This is a genomic window from Corallococcus sp. Z5C101001, from assembly GCF_007352635.1.
Classification (GTDB): Bacteria; Myxococcota; Myxococcia; order Myxococcales; family Myxococcaceae; genus Corallococcus; species Corallococcus silvisoli.
Window position 1 is genome coordinate 346,490 of the sequence record NZ_VKLU01000012.1, and the last position, 20,295, is coordinate 366,784.

Consider the following 20,295-nt stretch of genomic DNA (forward strand, 5'->3'; position numbering starts at 1 on the left):
CGCGCCCGGCGGGTGCTCAGGGTGCGGCGGTTGGCGACGACCGCCAGATGCGCACCGTGACGGAGGAGAACACCTCGACGCTCTTCCCGGCCTCCTGGACGAAGCTGCTCGTGTAGCCCACCGGCTTGACGAAGAGGCCGGTCACTTCGCGCTCATTGGTGGATTTGGCGCTGAACCGCGCCATCTGCATCGTCCCCATGGCCATGCCCGTGCAGCCCACGCAGGTGGGCGCGCGGTACACGAACACCGTCCCGCCCTCGATCTGATTCGAGCCATTGGTGCGCGGCTTTGGCACGGCGATGAACAGCCGCTGTTCGCCGCCGGGAAGCTCCCAGACCGCGCCCAGCGGGAGGTTGCTGGTGCTGTCGGCGTTGGTTCCCACCGGGCGAAGGGTGACGTCGATGGAGCCACCGTTGTCGATGGCCGAGTTGACCTTGACCAGCTCCTCCTTCTTCGTCCACCCCAGCCAGTGGAGCTGCGGGAGGTTGTAGTTGTCCGACGCATTGGTGCCCATGTACGTGCTCGAGTCACCGGACGAGGTGATCTTGCCCGTCGTGAAATCCCGCACGTCGCCGTGCTTGAGGCCGAGGACGTGACCGGTCTCGTGGGCGTAGTCTCGGAACAGGTTGCCTTTGAGGAAGACGCTGCGCGAGCCGGCGTTCGAGGTGGAGCACATGCCGCTGGGCAGCATGAACACGGTCACGAAAGCGTTCGAGCTGACCTTCTGGCTGGCCTGGCTCTTCGCCGTCTTGCAGTTGGCGCTCGTCACCTGCACGGTCTGCGAGCCGATGATCTCCAAGCTCACCTGGTTTCGAGACGCGACGGAGAAGTAATCCGACAGGTCGCGGATGCTGTCCCGGATGGTCGCCAACGAGGGCGTGGTCCTGCCATCGAGCGTCATGCGGACGACCCTGACGGTGTTCTTCTGATTGATGGCGCCCAGCCTGTTGTTGAAGTTCGTGACACACGTCGACTCCGCCTCGCCGCAGTCGTAGCGGTGCGCCGAGGGTGGCGCCTCGACGTCCTGGATCCGGAACGAGCGCACCTGGTCGTTCGCGTTCGCGCCGCTCTCGAAAGAGGTCTCGCAGAGGTTCGTGTCGGTTTCGACGGTGACCGAGTCGCCGGTGCAGTCCGCGCCCGCATGGAGCGTCACGGCCTTGCCGATGGGCACGTCGACATAGGAGGCACCCGCGGCTCCCTTGAGCGTGTAGCAGCCGTTGGAGCCAGCCTCTTGAATCACCGGGGAGCTGCTGCCACAGCTCTCGCGCACGCGGACGAGCGGAGGGCGAGGGGTGATGAGCTGCTCGCGCAGCGCGGTCCAGTTGTCCGCCGTGCAGTTTCCGGACTGAACCTCATCGAGGAAGACGCCGTCCTCGAGCTCCGGGTGCTCGTAGGTCTGGCACGTCTCCCACAGCTCGCTCCAGTGCTCCCAGTCGCAGGTCCCGGCGTTGGCGTACGTCGCGATACATGAGAGCGACGCGTCGAGCGAGGGGGAGACGACCGCCTGGCTGGACGACGCGACGGACGCCTCGGTGCCGGTGCCGTCAGGCTGTTCGTGGGTGGGTGGCTCCCCGTCGACTCCATTGCACCCTGACATCAGTGCTCCGCACAGCAGGACGACCGTCATGGAAAACTTCCGCATGTTTCTCCCTCTCGCGGCTCGAGGCCGCGCGTCACGGCTGGCCCGGCAAGCCCCGTCGCGCTCGGGACGGGGCTTGCCGGAGATAAGCGGTCTACGTGCAGTATTCCTCGAACACGCCGATGAGGTCGTTCGCCACCTGGTCGGCGGATCTGCCTTCGATGCGATGCCTTGGCACGAAGTAGACGAGCTCGCCGTCCTTGAAGATCGCTATCGAAGGAGAGGACGGGGGGATGTCTGGGAAATAGCCACGCGCGCGCGCCGTGGCTTCAAGGTCGTGCTCATCGAAGACCGTCCCCAGCCGGGTCGGCTTGACCTTGTTCTCGAGCGCCATGCGAACGGCGGGGCGCGCCATGCCCGCCGCGGCGCCGGTCACCGAGTTCACGACCAGGAGCGCCGTGCCAGTCGGGTTCTTCATCCAGGCGTCGACCTGCGCCGGGGTCACCAGGTCTTCAAAGCCGATGCTGGTGAGCTCCTCTTTCATCGGTTTGATCAACAGGGGACTGTATGGCATTGACTGCCTCCAGATACGTGAGAGTGCGCGACCCGGCTCCATGCTTGACCGTCAAGCCCTTCGAGTGTGCCCCGCACCTCATATCATGTGGCAATCGGGAATTAATGCATGTCGTGAAGTAGTGGACGAGACGGAGAACCCTCAGGGCGCCGAGAACCAGCGCTCCAGGGCGGGGCGCAGTCCGCCGTCGCGTCCGGCCCACGCGATACAGCCATCGGGGCGTATCAACATCGAGCGCGCCCCGGGGGCCTTCACCCCGCGCACGCGCGATGCCCACGCGGCCCCTTGAGTGGAGGCCACGCCATCGCCATCGACGAGGAGCCCCCGGCCGTCGCGCATCAGCGAGAACAGGCGCGTGACCCCTCCGTCAATCGTCAGCTCGAGGTCGGCGACGAAGCGCCCGACGAGCGGATCGTCGTCGCCGAGGTCGTAGCGCAGGGTGACGCTGCTCATCAGCTCGCCGAAGTAGCGGTTGACGTCGGGGTGGGTGGTCATCAAGTCGGCCACGATCCGCCGCATCGCGGTCGTCTGCGGGTCGGGGCGCATGAGCGCGATCTGGGCGAGCGTGTTTTCGAGCGCGCGCGCCGCCATCGGGTGGCACTCGGCGGTGTAGGTGTCGAGCAGGCCGTCGGGGGCGCGCCCCTGCACCGTGGCGGCCAGCTTCCAGCCGAGGTTGACCGCGTCGACCAGACCGACGTTCAGTCCCTGTCCTCCGAAGGGTGGGTGGACGTGAGCGGCGTCGCCCGCCAACAGCACGCGACCCCGCCGGTAGCTCGACGCCTGGCGCGCGTTGTCGGTGAAGCGCGTCGCCGAGTGCAGGGCGGTGATGCGCACGTCGGCCCCGCTGACGCGCCGCAGGCGCTGCTCCACCTCGGCGGCCGTCACGGGGGGCTCGCGGTCGGCGGGCGGCCCGTCGAACTCGATGAGGCCCACGCGCCCTGGCGTCGGACCGTAGGACATCATCCCCACCGCGGTGCGCCGCCAGCCGAGCGGCAGGAGGCGCTCGGGGTGATCGAACTCGGCGAGGGCCTGATGACCGGTGAGGGTCGGGGCCGTCCCGGGGAAGTCGAAGCCGGCTTGCTTGCGCACCGTGCTCCGGCCTCCATCGCAGCCCACCAGGAACGCCGCCTCGAGCTGGCGCGACCCTCCGGGGCTTCGTGCCTCGACCTTCACCCGCTCACCGGTGTCGTCGAACGACTCGACGGTGTGCTCGCGCCAGACCTCGACCCCGAGTGAGGCAGCGTGCTCGGCCAGGATGCGCTCGAGTGACTGTTGCTGGACCCCGCGCATCCTCCGGCCGGGCTCGCGTTGCAGGGTCTGGTCGATCAGGCGCAGTCCCGCGAAGTGTCCCCCCACGCGGCGGATGCCACCCGCTGGCGGGCCGTCCCGCACCCCCAGCGACTTCTTCATCGCGTTCATCCCCTCGACCGCGGCGGCCTCCTCGGCGTCGAGCGCCGGTCCGAGCCCCCGCCGTTCGAGCGCCTCGCTGGCCAGCGCCCCGATGCCTCCCGCCTTGATCGTCGAATCGGGCTCGGCGCGCCGCTCGAGCACCACCACCCGTACCCCCCTCAGTGCCAGCTCGCTCGCCAGCATCAACCCCGTGGGCCCCGCTCCCGCCACCAGCACGTCCACCGTGTCCTTGTCCATGCCGGCGAAGGTGTCAGAATTTTGTACCGGATACAAATTAGTATTCGACCTACAATTGCTCCATGTCCGAATCCGACCGCCGACCGAGCGACCCGGCCGCCAAACCCGAGGGGCTGCGTGAGCGCAAGAAGAGGGCGACGCGCCAGCTGATCTCGAACATCGCCACGAAGCTCTTCACCGAGCGCGGCTTCGAGCACGTGACCATCGACGACGTGGCGGCCGCGTCCAACGTGTCGAAGATGACGGTGTTCAACTACTTTCCCCGCAAGGAGGATCTCTTCTTCGACCGGAGCGACGAGGCGCAGACGCTCGTGCGCGACGCGCTCGCCAGCCGCGGTCGCCGCTCCCCGGTGGCGGCGCTGCGAGCGTTGGTTCACGAGCTGGTCGAGCAGCAACACGCGTTCGTGAAGGTGACCCCTGTCGTCTCCGGCTTCTGGAAGGTCGTGGCCGACAGCCCCGCGCTCCGGGCCTACACCCGCGAGCTGACCGAGGAGCTGGAGCGCGACATCGGCAGGCTGCTCGCCGAGAGCGTGGGGGCACCGGTCGGCGATCCCATCGCGCGTTTGGTCGCCGCGCTGCTGGTCGGGGCCTACCGCGTGGCCTTCCGCGAGGCCCTGCGCGGCAAGCGCTCAGGCAGTGCCGCCGCCAACCGCGAGGTGTTCGTCGAGCTGATGGACCGCGGCTTCACCGCCGCCAGCGCCGCGGCCCGTGGCAGCCCGTACGTGTGACCGCGCCCCAAGGCAATCGCTGCCCGTGGCTGATGCGAGCCGCGGGGATGAGGGGGCTGGGGGCCGGGGGCTCCCGGGAGGGGGAGTCCCACGTCGCCGCTCAGAAGGTGACGCCCAGACGCAGGACGTCGAGGTTGAGGTCCACGATGCGTCCACTCCTGCGTGTGTCGCCCCAGGGCAGAAGGTACTGCCCCCCGATGTCCAGCTCCTTGCGCCGCTGGTTCCAGCTGTACCCCGCGCCCGCGCCGATCAACGCGGCGAGATAGGCGCCCGAGCGCGCGGTCGTCTTCCGGTATCCCAGGTCGAGGCCCAGGGTGAGCTGCCCTCCCGTGATGCTTCGGTCCGCGGGGGCTCCTACGTTGGCCTCATCCCTGTCCGTCATGGTGCTCACCATCCCGCTCAGCTTTGGCTGGATGAAGAAGCCGTCCCCCCGCGCGCGTGGCCACGGTGTCCAGGCCACACCGGTGGAGACCGTGAGGGCCCGCATCGTGCCGCAGCGGGGGACCGGATCAGTGCAGGGGCGGCGCGAGAATCTGGGCGTGACTTCAATGACGAGGTCCGTCCGGTCCGACACCTGGAGATTCATGCCGACCGGGAGCGCCAGATGAAGCAAGCCGGCCACGAGGGGGCCCGACATCATGAGCGAGCCGTGGACCACGGGCGATATCCAGAGCGCATGGGCGGGTCGCACGCCCACGGAGCGCCGCTGCTCCGTCGCCTCCGGGGCCTGTGCCCGTGCCTGGGTCGTACTGAGAAGAAGGAGGACTGAAATCAGAATCGCGTTGTTCAAGCGCATGTCTCCGACCGCGGGAACTCCCTCCTGGAGCAAGGGGTGTTCCTGGCGCTGTCGGGAGCACCGCTCAGAGGGAGTTCCACGCCGCGCATGACATGGCTGTCAGGGTTTCCGCGTCGGAGGACAAGACACGGAAGTCACGGCGTTGCCTGTCCAATCCATTCTCATCGGGTGATAGCGACCGCGAGGAACGGCCAGGATGTCCATGTCGCATCCCCCGGGGGACCGCGGGCCCTGGAGTGGGGAGGGCCCGCGGTCGTGGGACCGCGCCGGGGTTACTTCGCGGTGCGGATGACCGACAGCTCGATGTCGCCAATCACCTGCTGCTTACGGCCCAGGTCGAGCAGCCACGCTTCGAGTCCCGCGGCGTCGCGGGACACCGTGCCCGACGCGGGCGCGAGGGCCGCCTGGTCGGGGGCTGCCTTCTCCCGCAGGACATCGCCCTTCAGCACCAGCGGCGCGCTGCCCCGGCTCGCGTCACCCAGACGCTCGATCTGGATGCCCGTGTAGCCCAGGACGGCGGGGGACTCGGCCACCGAGGTACGCTGCCCGTTCGCCTGCGCCCGGGCGAGCTGTTCCTCGATGGCGCGCACCTGGGCGGGGTCGGTCACGAGCACGCTCGGGTTGGGGCGGCCCGAGTACAGCAGGAAGGTCACACGCAGCCCCTGCTGGGGCTGCTCGGCCTGGAGGTCCGACGCGGAGGCCGTCAGCGACCCGGCGACACCCAGTCCCAGCACACCGCACACGACGAACGCACGAAACGAAAGACGCGACATGGAAGGTTCTCCGTGGAAAGGGGGGGACTAGTTGATGAACTCGTGGCCGTAGCCTTCGGCGATGTCCGACCAGAGCATGAAGAAGCCGCAGAACTGGGTGTAAGGGCCACGGTTGGCGGTGCGAGGATCCGTGATGACCTGGCCCGCGTTGTCCAGGTTCGTCGCGCGCGTCCCGCCCGGCTTGTGGGACCAGGTGCCGTTCTCGTCGAGTCGGTACCAGTGGTAGTCGTAGCCCGGGGCCACCACCAGCGCGGCGCTCGTCTTGAAGTTGAGGAAGCTGCTCGGATAGTCGGGGATGGGCTCCAGGCCGTCATTGATGGCGGCCTGCCGCACCAGGGCGCAATCCATGTACGACGCCTGCGCGCCGGTGGCCCGGCCCGGCTGGGCGAACGTGTTGGTGGCCTTGTTGTTGGCGTAGTTGTAGCAGTTGTTCTGGCCCTGCCGGCTGTTGTCATTCCAGTAGGACGGCGTGTAGTAGGGCCGTCCCGGGTTCAGCACGTTCCAGATTTCGTAGTTGGGCAGGGCGCGGTTGAAGACGAACACCTCATCCAGGCGGTCGGAGAACCGATACCAGGCGCTGTCCTTGTGGCCGCCGATGTAGAACGGGTTGTTGGTGTTGTTGATGTTGCCCATCTTGGGCGTGGCCAGGCCGGCGTCGTACCCATCGACGTAGAAGGAGATGTTCACTGGCCACGAGGTGCGGTTGACGCTCACCGCCACGTGATGCCAGCGATTGGGCACCAGATAGGGTGACGAAGTGTAGTTGAGCCAGCCCGTCTCGTCCGCCAACTGGAGCAGCAGCTTGTTGCCTTCGGTGACCGCGAACGAATAGCCGCGCCCGTCGGTGCCCCGGTTGTCGATGATGGTCTTGTTGTAGCGGCTGGTGTCCGACATGCGGATCCACGCCGTCAAGGTGAAGCTGCCGGTGCCGAAGTTCAGGTAGGGCGAGTTGGCCACCTGGAGGTACCGGTCACCCACCAGATCCATGCCGTTGTCCCACCAGCCCCAGGACTGCACCTTCGAGCCCACGACCGTCGCGGTCTGTCCCAAGCCACTCGTATCAAGGGCCCGCTCGGGGAAGAATGGCGACGTGATGGTGCTCTTCCATTCGCCGACCAGGCCATTGGTGACCCGGTTGGGCACGGCCTCGCTCGTCGCGACGGGCGCGATGACCACGAGGGCGGCGCTCAACATCCACGTGAATCCTTTCACACTGACTCCTTTGACGGGGGAAAGAGGTGAGCGCTGACATAGTAGATCAGCCTGACAAACATGCCCACCAGGGCTGCCACGCCGTGGCCCTCCGCTTGACGTGTCTGGCTTGAGGTGGACTCCGAGCGCGTCACGAAGCGCTCCATCTACCTCCAGCCTTCTCTCCAGTTGCCTGCGATTCGTCCCTGGGTTCCTTGGCACTGCTATTTGATCTTGCAGTTGCCGCTCGCGCAAACGCCTCTCACCCTGAAAAAGAGCGGGCGCTCAAGACGCCAGCGGTGGCACACAGCGCCGTCGTCCAGGGTGATGCGTCTTGTCTTGCCGTCGCTCCCCTTGCACTGGAGGTTGGAGCAGATCCCAAGGTCCGTCAGCTCTCCGCCAGGGATGAATTCGACGCCGCCTTGTCCTCGACAAGCAGCATCGGCGGCCCTCCGCCACTCAATGCCCACGTCTTCGGCCCTCGCGATGCCTGGCGAGAGGGCCAGCAAGACCGCCGCGACTGCCATGGGACGCGCATTCATTGACTCACTCCTGAGGAGGGATCGATGACTGTGATGCATCCACAGTACCCGACCCTCAAGGAATGCGTTGCGCCGCTCGCGGCGGGCGCCTCCCTCTTGACCCCATCCCCTGGAGCGCAGGGGGGCGGGGGAGGTCGAACGCGGACCTCGCGCATCGTGGCTCGGGGCGGTCCCGGACCCGAGTCGTACGTCGGGCCGGCCTGGACCCGCGCCTACTCGAAGACGCCGATGCCCGGGTCGCTGCCGTTGGGCTTCGGGGGCTTCGTGGGCCGGGTCGGGGCCGCGGTGCGCACCGGCTCCAGCCGCACGTTCACGTGCTGATCCGCCGTGTCCGCGAGCCGGCTGTAGTCCAGCGTCCGTTCCTCATCCTGGTGCCCGCCGAGCCGGAAGCGCAGCACGGAGGCCTTCGAGCGGGGCAGCACCAGCTTCGTGGGCGTGGTGCCGATCTGCGCCTCGCCGTCGTAGATGGCCGCGCCGGACGGCGTGGAGGTGAACTCCACCGTCACGTCCTGGGGCCGGGCGGCCGGCTGGGGCGTCGTCGGCGCCGGGTCCTGCACCCGCGTGGGAGGCGGCTCCACGGGCGCCTTCGGGGTCGTCGCCGCCACGGGGGGCGGCGTCACGGGCGCCTCATTGCCACCGCCGCGAGTCATCACCACGGCCACGCCCGCGCCGATGAGCAGCAGCGGTACGGCGATGATCGCGGCCTTCACCCCCCCCGACATGCCCTGGGGTGGCGGCGGGGCCTCGGGCTCCGCGCGGGGGGCGGGCGGACGGGCGCGGTTGGCGGGGGAGAGCGGCGGGTTGGCCGCGCTGGTCGTGGCCCGCGGCGCGGCCTGCGCTCCGGCGGGCGTGGTGCCCCGAGGCTGCGAGGCCAGCCCCACGCGTGAGCCCGTCTTCGCCGCGCCCGTTCCCGGAGCACGGCCCGCACGGCTGCCGGAGCCCAGCTTGCTGCCGGAGCCCGCGCGGCTGCTGGAGCCCGCGCCCGGACGGCTGCGGCTGCCGGTGCCCCGCTCGGCGCCGGGCGCACCCCCCGTGGGATGGGCGTCCAGCTCCTCCTGTGACAGGCCCTCCACCGCGTCGAGCAGCGAGTCAATGAACTCCTGCGCGTTCTGGTAGCGGTCCTCCTTCTCCGGCGCGAGCGCCTTGGCGAAGAAGGCGTCCAGCTCCGGCGGCACCGGCGCTCCCTGGCGCTTGCTGTTCACCGGCGGGACTGGCTGGGTGAGCGAGGCGGTGAGCGCCTTGCGCACGGTGTTCGCGCCGTAGGGCGAGCTGCCCGTGAGGCAGAAGTAGAGCACGCCCGCCATGGAGTACAGGTCGGAGCGCTGGTCCACGGACTCGCCACCAGCCTGCTCGGGCGGCATGTACTGCGGGGTGCCCAGCACCTGGCCGGTGGAGGTGAGCTGCTCCTCCTCGTCCTGCTCCAGGGCCTTCACCAGGCCGAAGTCCAGCACCTTGACGAAGTCCTTCCCGTCGAGCGCCTGGACCATGATGTTGTGGGGCTTCAGGTCGCGGTGGACGCAGCCCTCCTCGTGCGCGTGCGCGAGCCCCAGCGTGGCCTGCTCCAGCAGGTTCACCGCGCGGCGGAGGGTCATGGGGCCCTCGCGCTTCACCAGCTCCTTGAGGCTTTCGCCCTTGAGGAGCTCCATCACGTAGTAGCAGGTGCCGTCCGCGGCCCGGCCGAAGTCGAAGATGGTGATGACGTTCGGGTGGCGCAGGCGGCTGGCGATCTCCGCCTCGCGGCGGAAGCGCTCGAAGAACTGGGGCGCCGCGGCCAGCGACGGGTTGAGCGTCTTCACCGCCACGGGGCGCTGCACGGACGTCTGCGTGGCCCGGAAGACCATGCCCATGCCGCCCTGTCCCAGGACGCTTTCAATCTTGTAGCGGCCGTCCAGGACCTGGCCCAGCAGTTGGAGACTCTGCGCCGCGCACAGGTGGTCGAGTCCGTCGGTACTTCCGCAGTGGGGGCAGGGGGCGGCCATGGGTGGCGGGAGTATAGGCAAGCCCTGGCTAACGCCCAACCGGGGAGATGTGCCCCCTGGGCGGTCAGGCAGGCATCAGGACCGTTCCCGTGGGGCTCCCCGGCTGGTATCTCCCCCTCCGCCATGAGCCTCGTCATCGCCCAGGACATCAGCCTCGCCTACGGAAAGAAGGTCCTCTTCGATGAGGACAATTTCACACTCGGTCCCAGGGACCGGGTGGGCCTGGTGGGGGCGAACGGGACGGGGAAGTCCTCCCTGATGAAGATCATCGCCGGGGCGAGCCTGCCGGACGGGGGGACCGTCCAGTACAGCCGCCGGGCCCGGGCGGGCTACCTGCCCCAGGAGATCGCCGGCCTGCCGGAGGGGACGGTGGTGGAGGCGGTGATGAGCACCGTGCCCGGCCGGGACGCGCTGGAGTCGCGCCTGAAGGACACGGAGGCCGCGCTCGCCCAGGCCACGGACGAGGAGGAGCAGCTGGAGCTGGCCCAGACCCTGGCGGACCTCCACGCGGAGCTGGACGACTTCGAGAACCGCTACGGCAAGCACCACGCGGAGCGCATCCTCAAGGGCCTGGGCTTCAAGGACGCGGACCTGTCCAAGCCCGCCCAGGCGCTGTCGGGCGGCTGGCGCATGCGGGCCGCGCTCGCGGGGTTGCTGCTCCAGGACCCGGACCTGCTGCTCCTGGACGAGCCCACCAACCACCTGGATGTGCCCACGCTCGCCTGGTTCGACGGGTTCCTGCGCCGCTCCAACAAGGCGATGGTGCTCATCTCCCACGACCGCGACTTCCTCAACCGGCAGATCAACCGGGTGGTGTCGCTGGAGATGGAGGGCGTGCGCGAGTACGCCGGCAACTACGAGGACTACAAGCGCCAGCGCGCGGAGGAGATGGTGCTCCTGCAGGCGCGCGCGGAGAAGGTGGAGCAGCGCCGCGCGGAGCTCCAGGGCTTCATCGACCGGTTCGGCGCCAAGGCCACCAAGGCGAAGCAGGCGCAGAGCCGCGCCAAGATGCTGGCCAAGCTGGAGAAGGTCCAGGTCCTGGAAGAGCGCCAGACGATGAAGTTCCGCTTCCCGGAAGTGGAGCGCAGCGGCCGGGACGTGGTGCTGATGGAGGGCATCACCAAGCGCTATGGCGCGCTCACCGTCTACAACGGGCTGGACGCGCGCCTGGAGCGGGGCCAGCGCATCGCGGTGGTCGGCGCCAACGGCGCGGGCAAGACGACGCTCCTGAAGATGGTGGCGGGGGAGCTGGCGCCGGACAGCGGGAAGGTGACGCTGGGGCACAACGTGGTGGTGGGCTATTACGCGCAGCACCACGCGGACAAGCTGGACCGCCACAACACCATCATCGAAGAGGTGCGCCCGCTGGCCGCGGACAAGCCGGAGAGCTACGTGCGCGGCGTGCTGGGGGCGTTCCTCTTCAGCGGCGATGACGTGGAGAAGCCCATCGGCGTGCTGAGCGGAGGCGAGCGCGCGCGCGTGGCGCTGGCGAAGCTGCTCCTGGTGCCGTCCAACTTCCTGCTGATGGACGAGCCGACGAACCACCTGGACCTGGACTCGTCGGAGATGCTGATTGAAGCGCTGAAGCTGTACGGCGGCACGCTCCTGTTCGTGAGCCACAACCGCAGCTTCATCAACGGCCTGTGCACGCACGTCTGGGAGGTGGCGGACGGCAAGCTCACGTCGCACCCGGGCAACCTGGACGAATACCTCTACCACCAGGAGCAGGCGCGGCTGGCGGCGGAGGGCGCGGAGTCCGGCGTGTCGAACGGGAAGGGCGCCGCGGCGGGCAGTGGCCCGGTGTCGGAGAAGGAGCGCAAGCGGCTGGAGGCGGAGGCGCGCCAGCGCCGCTCGGTGGTGGAGGGCCCCATCAAGAAGGAGATCGCGAAGCTGGAGGAGCGCATCGCGAAGGTGGAGGCCGAGCAGAAGGACCGCGAGGGGCAGCTGGCTGACCCGGTGCTCTACAACGACTTCGCCCGGGCGAAGCCGCTGATGGACGCGCACCGCGCGGGCAAGGAGGAGCTGGAAGACCTCTATGCCCGGTGGGAGCTCGCGCAGGAGAAGCTGGCGGCGGCGCAGGCGTAGCGGGGCTACTGGACGTCGAAGACCCTCCGGGCGGGGGCGCCCCCGCGCTCGAGCTGAAGCTCGATGCGCCGCGCGTCGCGCAGCTTCGTGAAGGCCTCCAGCGCCTTGTCGGGGCTGTCCAGGTCCAGGCCGTTGATGCGCTGGAGCACGTCTCCATTGCGCAGCCCGAGCCGGGAGTAGAGCGAGCCGTCCTGGATGGAGAAGAGCTTGAAGCCCACGGCGCGGCCGTCGCGGAAGGCGGGCACGATGCGGGCCTGCATCGACAGTTCATTCAAGTGCGTGATCGCCTCGGTGACGTCCTCACGGGGAATCGAATAGGTGTCCGTGCCCGTCTCCCGGATGCCCCGGCCCAGGCCGGAGCCTCCTGGCATCACCGCACCTGGATGGACATTCACAGGCACGGGGGCCACGGTCGCTGAGCCGTCGATGTATTCGACCCGTCCGTCCACCATGAGCAGGATGCGCTCCCGCTCGATGGCGAAGACGCGGGCGCCCTGGATGATGTCGCTGACCATCAGGCTGTGCGCGCTGCCGCCTGGCAGCTCATGGACCGAAGCCATGGACCACCGGGGATCCTGCGCCACCAGGGTCCCGAGCAGGCGAAGGCCCATCATGCTCCGGGAAAGGGCCGGGGGCTGGGCCGGAGCCGTGGGTATCTCGTCGCGGAGGGAGAGGCCCGTCAGCCGCGCGAGCTGGTTCGCCTCCAGTGCCGCCACCGTGGGGCCGCTCGTGGGCCTGTGCGCCGCGGGCGGTGTCTCGCGGGGGCCAGGGGTTACGACCGCCTCGAATCCTTGATTCACGATCAGCGCCGCCGTCAGGGCGCAGGAAAAGACAATCAAGACGAACAGTCCCTGAAGGGACCTGTGCACTCCACGGTTCACCGAAGCCTCCCAGGTTGGAACCCGGAGGCCCAAGAGCAAGACCAGGGCCAGTGGGCTCCTGCCTCTGGAGGGGGAGTCAGGAGCCCACGGGCCCCGGTGCCGTGAAGGACCCCTTGTCACGCGGCGCCGTGCGGGCCGGGACAAGGCGTCAAGACACGATGTCCGGTGCCATCGTCAGTGGCTGTAATAGAACGACGAACCCCACACGGAGGCCGTCCGGCTGGCGGGCGCCGTCCCGAGATAGCAATGCTCGCTGTCGAAGCTGCCCATGGGGCAGTGGGGCGTGGGCGTGATGTAGAGGTTGTTCGCGAACTTGAACGGCGTCGAACCCCAGGGCAGCGGCATGACGAAGCAGTTGGCCCCGTCGAACGACGACGGCGCGGGGCAGGCATTGCCCGGTCCCGGCGTCAGATACAGATTCCCCGACCAGACGAAGTAGGTGGTGCTCCAGGACGGGTAGGGGAGGACGTAGCAGTTCGCCGTGTCGTACGACGACGGTGCCGGGCATGAGGTGCCGGGCACGGCGTTGATGTAGTAGCTGTTGTTGTAGACGAACGGTCCCGAGCCTGCGGGCACCGTCATCACGTAACAGTTCACCCCGTCCCAGGTCGCGGAGATCGGCGCGCCCGTATGGGAGGTGACGGTCGGGGCACAGGGGTTGTAGGGACTGTACGGCGTGGCTTCCGCGAAATATTCGTGGGAGTCCGCGTTCCTGACGGCATTGCCAGGGTTCGAGAGAGCAAGGCTCGCCGCGGCCGTGTGTCCATAGGCCAGGTCATCCGTTTCGGCGACCACCCGGAAGTGGCTGACTTCATGAACCAGCGTTCCCGCCTTCGAATCCGTCCCTGTCATCGGCGCGGACCAGAACGCAGGGCAGAGGTGGATCTTGTATTCCTTCTTGGGGCGGACGAAGGCGTAGACGCCGGACTTGTTGCAGTTGCAGTAGTACTGGAAGGAGGCGTTGTCCACGGCGTTCCGGATCTTCCGGAAGTGCTCGCGGACGGTGCTGTAGCGAGAGGAGTCGTTGGCGCCGAACCAGGTGGTGTAGCGGGACGTCACGGTCCCGGCCACCAGATAGTCATAGGCGTCATCCGCGTAGTTGAGCGCATGCTCCCGGGCATTGATGAGGTCGTTCTTCTCCGAGGTGCTGCACGACTTGAACTTCCCATTGGTGCCGTCGACGATCTTGGTGACCGGCTCCTCGTCGTCCGCGTCATCCGGATCGAGCGGGGGCTCGCGACCCTCGATGTCGAGCAAGAGGACGTTGGAGAACGCCTCGAGCGATGCTCCGCCCTTGCTGGTTCCCTGGCTGAGGATTTCGGTCCGATACTGGACCGCATACGTCCCCGAGCCGGAGAGGTCGTAGTTGTCCCAGAGCGAGGCGATGCCCGAGACGCTCTCTCCTGGCTTGAGGGTCAGGAAGTCCCGGTCGGAGGGGACCACGCGCTTGTAGAGCCGGCCAATGTATTCCACCGGCTTCCTGTCCCGGGAGACGGAGAGGATGTCGGCCTCAATCCCTTCCACCACGGGGGTCTGGTGGTTGAGGATCCGCACCGGGCTGTCGGAGATGTTCGTGAAGGTGACGACCAGGTCGACGGGCATGTCCGCCGGATACTTCGTCGTCTTGGAGGCGAGCTTGATCTCAATGGCCTCCTTGGCGTTCGCGTGGATGGGAATGAAGACAAGCGCGGCCAAGATGAGACATGTCAGTTTCATGCAGCTTCCCTGGGTGGGTGTTCTTGCCCGGACAGGGTGCACCAGCCTGGGTGAAATATTCAATGTGACAAAGGCGTCGTGCGCGGCGCTGATTTGTAACCAGAACCGTTACAGGCGCGGCCTCTCGTGACGCGTGTCTATTTGAAGATCTTCGACAGCAACCACACGACAGCGGACTCGGCGGCGCTGTTGTTGAGGTGCCGGGCGCGGCGGCCATAGGTCTCGCTGGGCCGGGCCTTGGTCAGCTCGTCCGTGTACGGGGCGGAGCCCTCCGGCGCGCAGCTGCCGCAGAACAGGCGCTCCTCCCAGACGAAGCCGTAGCGCGGGTCGATGCGCCTCCCGCACGTCACGCAGGCGGGCACGTCGCCCAGGTGCACCTTGGGCAGCAGGCTCAGCCCCCGCGGGTCGTCGTACTCGTGCTCGAAGTCCACGGGGCCCGGCATCGGCTCCCGGCGGGGCTCGGGCTCCGCCGCCTTCTGGAGCCGGGCCAGCTCCTCCGAGTCCAGCGCCACGCCCCGGCACTTCACGCAGACGTCCACCGCGACGTCCCGGAGGTCGACGGCGGGGAGGGGCGCGCCGCCGCACGTAGGGCAGGTCGGCGCCTGACGCCCGCAGGAAGGACAGCCGGGGACGTACTGGAGGGACGCCTCGCACCCCTTGCACCGCCCGGGCTTCCCCTTGGCCTGCTCGAAGACGGACTCCAGCGTGGGGCCACCGATGAGCTTCGCCAGCATCTCCGCTTCGAGCCAGGCGGCGCCGCACGCTCCACACTCGTCACGCACCACGCCCCGGGCGTAGGTGCTGCGCATCGTCGTCTGACAGAAGGGGCACGCCCGCATGGAGGGCACCAGCCTACCGGGTCTTCTTCGGAAACGGGACCCGGAGGCCCCCTGGCGCGTGACTCAGCCCGCGCGGCGGCGCTTTTCCTTCTTCGGCTTCGGCTCCGGGGGCTTCGCGGGGGCGGGGGCGGGCTCGCGCAGCTCCTCGGGGACGGGCAGGGCGGACTGGGAGGGGCGGGTGGGGGGCGCGGGCGTGCCCTCCGGCAGCGCGCCTTCCACCGGCTCCGACGGCAGCGCCGGCAGCCGGATGACGAACGTGGTGCCTTCGCTCATCTTGCTCTGCACGCTGATGCTGCCGCCGTGGTTCTTCACGATGCGCTGGCAGATGGCCAGCCCCAGGCCCGTGCCCTTCTGCTTCGTCGTGAAGAAGGGGATGAAGATGTGCGGCTGCTGATCCGCCGGGATGCCCGGCCCGTTGTCGGAGACGCGCACCTCCACGAACTCGCCGGCCGCGCTGCGGAAGTCCCCGAAGCGCTCCGGCTTCTCCGTGCGCACCGTGATGCAGCCCTTCTGGGGCCCCAGCGCCTGCACGGCGTTCTGCACCAGGTTGATCAACACCTGCTTGAGCTGCTCCGCGTCACCCTCCGTGCGCGGCAGGCGCAGGTCCAGCTCCACCGCCAGCTCCGCGGTGGCCGGCATGTCGTTCTGGATGAGCCGCATCGTGCGCGTCACCACCTCGTTGAGGTCGGTGGGCCCGAAGTTCTGCTTCAGCGGACGCGAGTAGTCGAGGAACGCCGTCACCACGCCGTTGAGCCGGTTGACCTCCTCCACGATGACGTCCAGGAACTCGCCGTCCTCGCCCGGCAGGCGCTTGGGGTCCAGGCACTGCGCCGCGCCCTTGATGGCGCCCAGCGGGTTGCGGATCTCATGCGCGAGGCCCGCCGCCATCTCACCCAGCGCGGCCAGGCGGTCGCGCTCGCGGATCTTCTCGTACAGCTTGGAGTTCTCCAGCACCGTCGCCATCCGCTCGGAGACCTCCAGGATGAGGGCGATCTCGTCGGACGCGTACGCCTCCGGGACCCGCTCGTCCCAGAGGTTCAGGAAGCCGATCACACGGTCATTGCCCATCAGCGGGACGCTGATGCCGGCCTTCATCTGGAGCAGCGCGGCGCGCGTGTCATTGAGCCGCTTCAGCTCGTCGCGGAAGCGCTTGCCCTCCACCGCCTGCACCCGCATCACGGAGATGCGCCGCTCGATGTTCTCCAGCAGCACCGCCTTCTGCCCGCTGGCCACCGCGAACAGCACGCCGCGCGCGGCGGCCGTGTCCAGCAGCGCCACCGGCAGCGGGCCCCGCGAATCCAGCAGCCGGTAGCCGGGCCGGTCCTCCGCCATCAGGTACACCGACGCGTGCGTCACGCGCCCCGTCTCGTGCAGGGCATCCAGCACCACGCGCGCCAGTTCCGAGATCTCGATGACGGACGCCATCCGCACGCGCAGCGCGCCCAGCGTGCCCAGCAGGGCGAAGCGCTCGCGGAAGAAGATGCGCACCACCATCTCCTCCACCTTGGTGCGCAGCGGATCCAACAGGATGAGGATGACGAACGCGGCCACCACCGTGTTGAAGACGAACAGCGACGTGTTCTCGTCCACCCACGCGGTGAGCACCGTGAAGACCGCCGCCAGGATGATGGCCAGCACCGTCTGCGAGGCGATCTTCCCCAGCAGCTCGTGCAGGTCCATCAGCCGCAGCCGCAGCAGCGTCTGCGCGAGGAAGAACAGGTAGAGCGTCGCGAAGACGGGCCCCAGCGTGGGGAACGGGATGTCGAAGCGGCTCAGGAAGTCCAGGCCGTTGAAGAGCACCGCCGCGCCCGCGCCAATGGCCAGGTACGCCAGCCGGAACTGCTCGATGCGCGATTCCGTCGTGCGCACCCGGTGCACCAGCAGCGACACGGACGTGAACAGGGTGCCCAGCACCCAGGTCCCCATCGCCACCCGGGCCCATGTTTTGTCCGCCAACGGAGTGACGGCGACCGTGAGCCCCAGCACGGCGGACAGGAGGGCGAGCCGCCGGCCGACCAGGTGGGCGCCCTTGCTGACCCCCAAGAACTCAAGGAAGAAGGAGACCGCCGCTCCAGGGACCAGGGAGACGACGGCGATGGTGGCCCCGAGGGCGATGCGGGACACCCAGGGGTAGTCCTGGGCGGGGAAGATGCTGTGGAAGAAGAGGCTGAGGTAGTACCCGGCGACCGTCAGGGTGAAGACGGAGTAGAGGGTGAGGACCCGGGGCCGCCCGGGGCGCAACAACATGGACACGCCCAGCGCCAGGCCGATGATGGATGCAAGCAGTGCGCTCTGGGTGCGGATATCCATGTGCAGGCGGACAGTCTAACCTCTGTCGGGGGCTGGAAATTTTCCATCCATCCCCAGTTGTCCTCGGGCGTGCCCGAGCGCATCACCCAGGGTCCCCGAGGCCCCCGCGAATGAAAGTGTCCCTCCAGCATCTGGCCCTCCTCGCCTCCGCGACGCTCCTGTCGGCGCAGGCTCCCGCCCCTTCCGACGCCTCCACCGCCCCGGTGACGCCGGCCGCCACGGCACCGGCCCCCACGCCCGTGGGGCCCAAGGGCCTCCTGGGCGCGGCGTCCACGGAGGAGACGGATCAGGCCCCCGCGTCGCGCACGGACAGCGCGCCGTCGGAGGCGCAGCTGACGCCGCCGCCGGACGCGGACAAGGCGCCGCTGCCGGGGGGCTACGTGCAGGTCTTCAACCCGGCCTTCCCGGGGCTCGTGCCGCCCACGCCGGTGGTGCACCGCGGGCGCCGCTATGGGCTGGAGGACCTGGCGCCGTACTTCGCCGACGGGAAGAAGCGGGACGCGAAGGACGCGTTCGACAAGGGGCAGTACACCCGGGCGCGCGCGCTGCTGGAGGCCGAGGGTGTCAGCCCGCCGGTGCGCTATCTGCGCGCGCTGTCGGCGGTGCGCGCCGGGGACGACAAGGCGGCGGCGGTGGAGATGGCGGCGCTGGCCAACGACTACCCGGCGCTGAGGGACCGCTGCCTCACGCACGCGGGCGTGGCGCTGGAGTCCCAGGGCCAGCTGGACGCTGCGGCGGAGAGCTTCAAGCAGGTGCCGGAGGGCTCGCGGATGTACGTGGACGCGCGCCTGGGGCTGGCGCGGGTGCTGCGCAAGAAGAAGGACTACGACGGCGCGATGGCGGCGCTCACGCCCCTCACCCAGCGCACGATGACGGGCTGGGGCCGCAACGTGGGCGCGGAGGCGCTGATCGCGACGGCGGACCTGGCGGTGGAGAAGAAGGACAAGGCCGCCGAGCGCGCCGCGCTGTGGCGGCTGTGGGCGAGCCAGCCCCTGTCGCCCATCGTCAAGCAGGTGGAGAAGCGTCTCAAGGGCCAGACGCCGCCGGTGGAGGCGAAGGTGGGCCGCGCGGAGGCGCTGATCGAGGCGCACCGCAACAAGCAGGGCATGGCCATCCTGGAGCCGATGCTGGCGACGATGAAGCTGCCGGACGCGCTCGCGTGCCGGGCGCACTTCGCCTTCGGCAAGGGGCAGCGCAAGGAGCGCCAGCACACGCGCGCCATCCAGGTGCTCACGCCGGTGGTGGACCAGTGCAAGGACCGCGACCTGCTGGCCCGCGCGCTGTACGTGCTGGGCTCGTCGCGCTCCATCGTGGATCAGCAGCGCGGGACGGAGACGTACGAGCGGCTGGCGCGCGAGTTCCCGGACCACTCGTTCGCGGACGACGCGCTCTTCTACGCGGCGGACCTGTACGTGAAGACGAACCGCCCCCAGGACGCGATGGCGCGCCTGGACGAGGTGGCGCGGCTGTACCCCAAGGGTGACTTCCTGGGCGAGGCGCTCTTCAAGGCGTTCTGGGTGGCGCGCACGTCGAAGGTGGAGGACGGCGGCTTCTCCTTCCTGGACCGCATCGAGGAGCAGTTCGCCAACGCGGACGAGTCCTACGACGTGGAGCGCGCGCGCTACTGGCGGGCGCGCACGCTGGAGGAGCGCGGCAACATCCAGGGCGCCGCGGAGCTGATGGAGGCGCTCGCGGTGGAGCACCCGGCCACGTACTACGGCCTGATGGCGCGCGCGAAGCTGGGCGAGCTGGACGCGAAGCGGCTGGAGCGCGCCTCGTCGAAGATCTTCGACGTGCCGGAGTCCGCCAGCCCCTGGCCGATGTTCGCGGGCCCCATGGGCGAGGATCCGCACTTCCGCGCGGGCGTGGAGCTGCTTCGCCTGGGCTTCGCGGACTCCGTGTCGTCGGAGCTGATGCTGGTGAACCGCTCGAGCCAGCCGCCGGAGTCCATGCGGCTGCTGGTGATGGTGCTGTCGCAGTCCGGGGACATGCGGTCGGCGCACGCCATCGCGCGGCTCGCGCTGCGCAAGGACCTGAGCGGGCGCATCACCGCGCAGACGCGGCCGGTGTGGGAGGTGGCCTATCCCAACGCCTTCCGCGACCTCATCGAGAAGCACACCGTGCCCGCGGGCGTGGAGCCGGACCTGCTCCAGGCGCTGATGCGCGAGGAGAGCGCGTTGGACCCCAAGGCCCTGTCCTGGGCCGGCGCGCTGGGCCTCACGCAGCTGATGCCGTCCACGGCGAAGGGCGTGGCGCGCGACCTCAAGGTGAAGCACTTCACCGTGGACTCGCTGCTCCAGCCGGAGCTGAACATCCGCTTCGGCGCGCACTACCTGGGCGGTCTCATCAAGCAGTTCAAGGGCCACACGCCCTACGCGGTCGGCAGCTACAACGCGGGCTCCGGCGCGGTGAACCGCTGGCGCGCGGCCAGCCCGGACCTGCCGCTGGACGCGTGGGTGGAGGAGATCCCCATCGCGGAGACGCGCGGCTACATCAAGCGCGTGCTGCGCTCGTACAACACCTACCAGCTCCTCTATGGCCGCGTGCCCAAGGTGCCGGTGATGCCCAGCGCCTCGCGCTAGGCCGTGTCTGATGGATGCAGGTGGCGCAGGTAGGAGAAGATGAGCGCCACCTGCACCAGGGCCAGGTAGTTGA

Annotated in this window: 15 protein-coding genes; 3 read left to right on the top strand and 12 right to left on the bottom strand. The window is 68.8% G+C overall.

The window, feature by feature from the left end:
- Positions 1–16: 16 nt before the first annotated feature.
- The 3 genes from FOF48_RS26905 to FOF48_RS26915 all read right to left on the bottom strand — a co-directional run bounded on the left by FOF48_RS26905 (position 17) and on the right by FOF48_RS26915 (position 3,800).
- On the bottom strand, positions 17–1,642 hold the full coding sequence (locus FOF48_RS26905) for a hypothetical protein (protein ID WP_255442720.1): 1,626 nt from the start codon (positions 1,640–1,642) through the stop codon (positions 17–19).
- Between the two features lie 91 nt (positions 1,643–1,733).
- Positions 1,734–2,153, bottom strand: coding sequence for a BrxA/BrxB family bacilliredoxin (locus FOF48_RS26910; RefSeq protein WP_143906024.1), 420 nt, complete (start codon positions 2,151–2,153; stop codon positions 1,734–1,736).
- Positions 2,154–2,294: 141 nt separating this feature from the next.
- On the bottom strand, positions 2,295–3,800 hold the full coding sequence (locus tag FOF48_RS26915) for an FAD-dependent oxidoreductase (protein ID WP_143906026.1): 1,506 nt from the start codon (positions 3,798–3,800) through the stop codon (positions 2,295–2,297).
- A gap of 62 nt (positions 3,801–3,862) precedes the next feature.
- On the opposite strand from FOF48_RS26915, the gene FOF48_RS26920 reads away from it, so the two are divergent.
- Complete coding sequence (locus tag FOF48_RS26920; protein WP_143906028.1) at positions 3,863–4,528, top strand: TetR family transcriptional regulator; 666 nt, start codon at positions 3,863–3,865, stop codon at positions 4,526–4,528.
- Between the two features lie 100 nt (positions 4,529–4,628).
- Here the strand turns inward: FOF48_RS26920 and FOF48_RS26925 are convergent, their stop codons facing one another.
- The 5 genes from FOF48_RS26925 to FOF48_RS26945 form a co-directional block, all read right to left on the bottom strand.
- Positions 4,629–4,910 (bottom strand): hypothetical protein, encoded by a 282-nt coding sequence (locus FOF48_RS26925; protein ID WP_143906030.1) that lies wholly within the window; start codon positions 4,908–4,910, stop codon positions 4,629–4,631.
- 686 nt (positions 4,911–5,596) lie between these two features.
- On the bottom strand, positions 5,597–6,097 hold the full coding sequence (locus tag FOF48_RS26930; protein ID WP_143906034.1) for a hypothetical protein: 501 nt from the start codon (positions 6,095–6,097) through the stop codon (positions 5,597–5,599).
- Between the two features lie 27 nt (positions 6,098–6,124).
- A complete protein-coding gene (locus tag FOF48_RS26935; RefSeq protein ID WP_143906036.1) occupies positions 6,125–7,291 on the bottom strand; it encodes a LamG domain-containing protein in 1,167 nt (388 codons plus the stop codon).
- 221 nt (positions 7,292–7,512) lie between these two features.
- A complete protein-coding gene (locus tag FOF48_RS26940) occupies positions 7,513–7,815 on the bottom strand; it encodes a hypothetical protein (protein WP_143906038.1) in 303 nt (100 codons plus the stop codon).
- A 227-nt stretch (positions 7,816–8,042) separates the two neighbouring features.
- Positions 8,043–9,809: a serine/threonine-protein kinase gene (locus FOF48_RS26945; protein ID WP_143906039.1), complete on the bottom strand. Its 1,767-nt coding sequence runs from the start codon at positions 9,807–9,809 to the stop codon at positions 8,043–8,045.
- A 123-nt stretch (positions 9,810–9,932) separates the two neighbouring features.
- On the opposite strand from FOF48_RS26945, the gene FOF48_RS26950 reads away from it, so the two are divergent.
- Positions 9,933–11,894, top strand: a complete 1,962-nt coding sequence (locus FOF48_RS26950; RefSeq protein WP_143906040.1) for an ABC-F family ATP-binding cassette domain-containing protein — start codon at positions 9,933–9,935, stop codon at positions 11,892–11,894.
- A gap of 5 nt (positions 11,895–11,899) precedes the next feature.
- Here FOF48_RS26950 and gspC read toward each other — a convergent pair whose 3' ends face one another.
- The 4 genes from gspC to FOF48_RS26970 form a co-directional block, all read right to left on the bottom strand.
- Positions 11,900–12,895, bottom strand: a complete 996-nt coding sequence (gene gspC, locus FOF48_RS26955; RefSeq protein ID WP_370456608.1) for a type II secretion system protein GspC — start codon at positions 12,893–12,895, stop codon at positions 11,900–11,902.
- 54 nt (positions 12,896–12,949) lie between these two features.
- Positions 12,950–14,491 (bottom strand): M35 family metallo-endopeptidase, encoded by a 1,542-nt coding sequence (locus tag FOF48_RS26960; protein WP_143906042.1) that lies wholly within the window; start codon positions 14,489–14,491, stop codon positions 12,950–12,952.
- 137 nt (positions 14,492–14,628) lie between these two features.
- On the bottom strand, positions 14,629–15,330 hold the full coding sequence (locus FOF48_RS26965; RefSeq protein ID WP_235685969.1) for a zf-TFIIB domain-containing protein: 702 nt from the start codon (positions 15,328–15,330) through the stop codon (positions 14,629–14,631).
- 63 nt (positions 15,331–15,393) lie between these two features.
- Positions 15,394–17,640 carry an ATP-binding protein gene (locus tag FOF48_RS26970; RefSeq protein ID WP_143906044.1) on the bottom strand — a complete coding sequence of 749 codons (2,247 nt, stop codon included), beginning with the start codon at positions 17,638–17,640 and terminating at the stop codon, positions 15,394–15,396.
- 110 nt (positions 17,641–17,750) lie between these two features.
- On the opposite strand from FOF48_RS26970, the gene FOF48_RS26975 reads away from it, so the two are divergent.
- Positions 17,751–20,222, top strand: a complete 2,472-nt coding sequence (locus FOF48_RS26975; protein WP_143906045.1) for a transglycosylase SLT domain-containing protein — start codon at positions 17,751–17,753, stop codon at positions 20,220–20,222.
- The last annotated feature ends 73 nt before the right edge of the window (positions 20,223–20,295 follow it).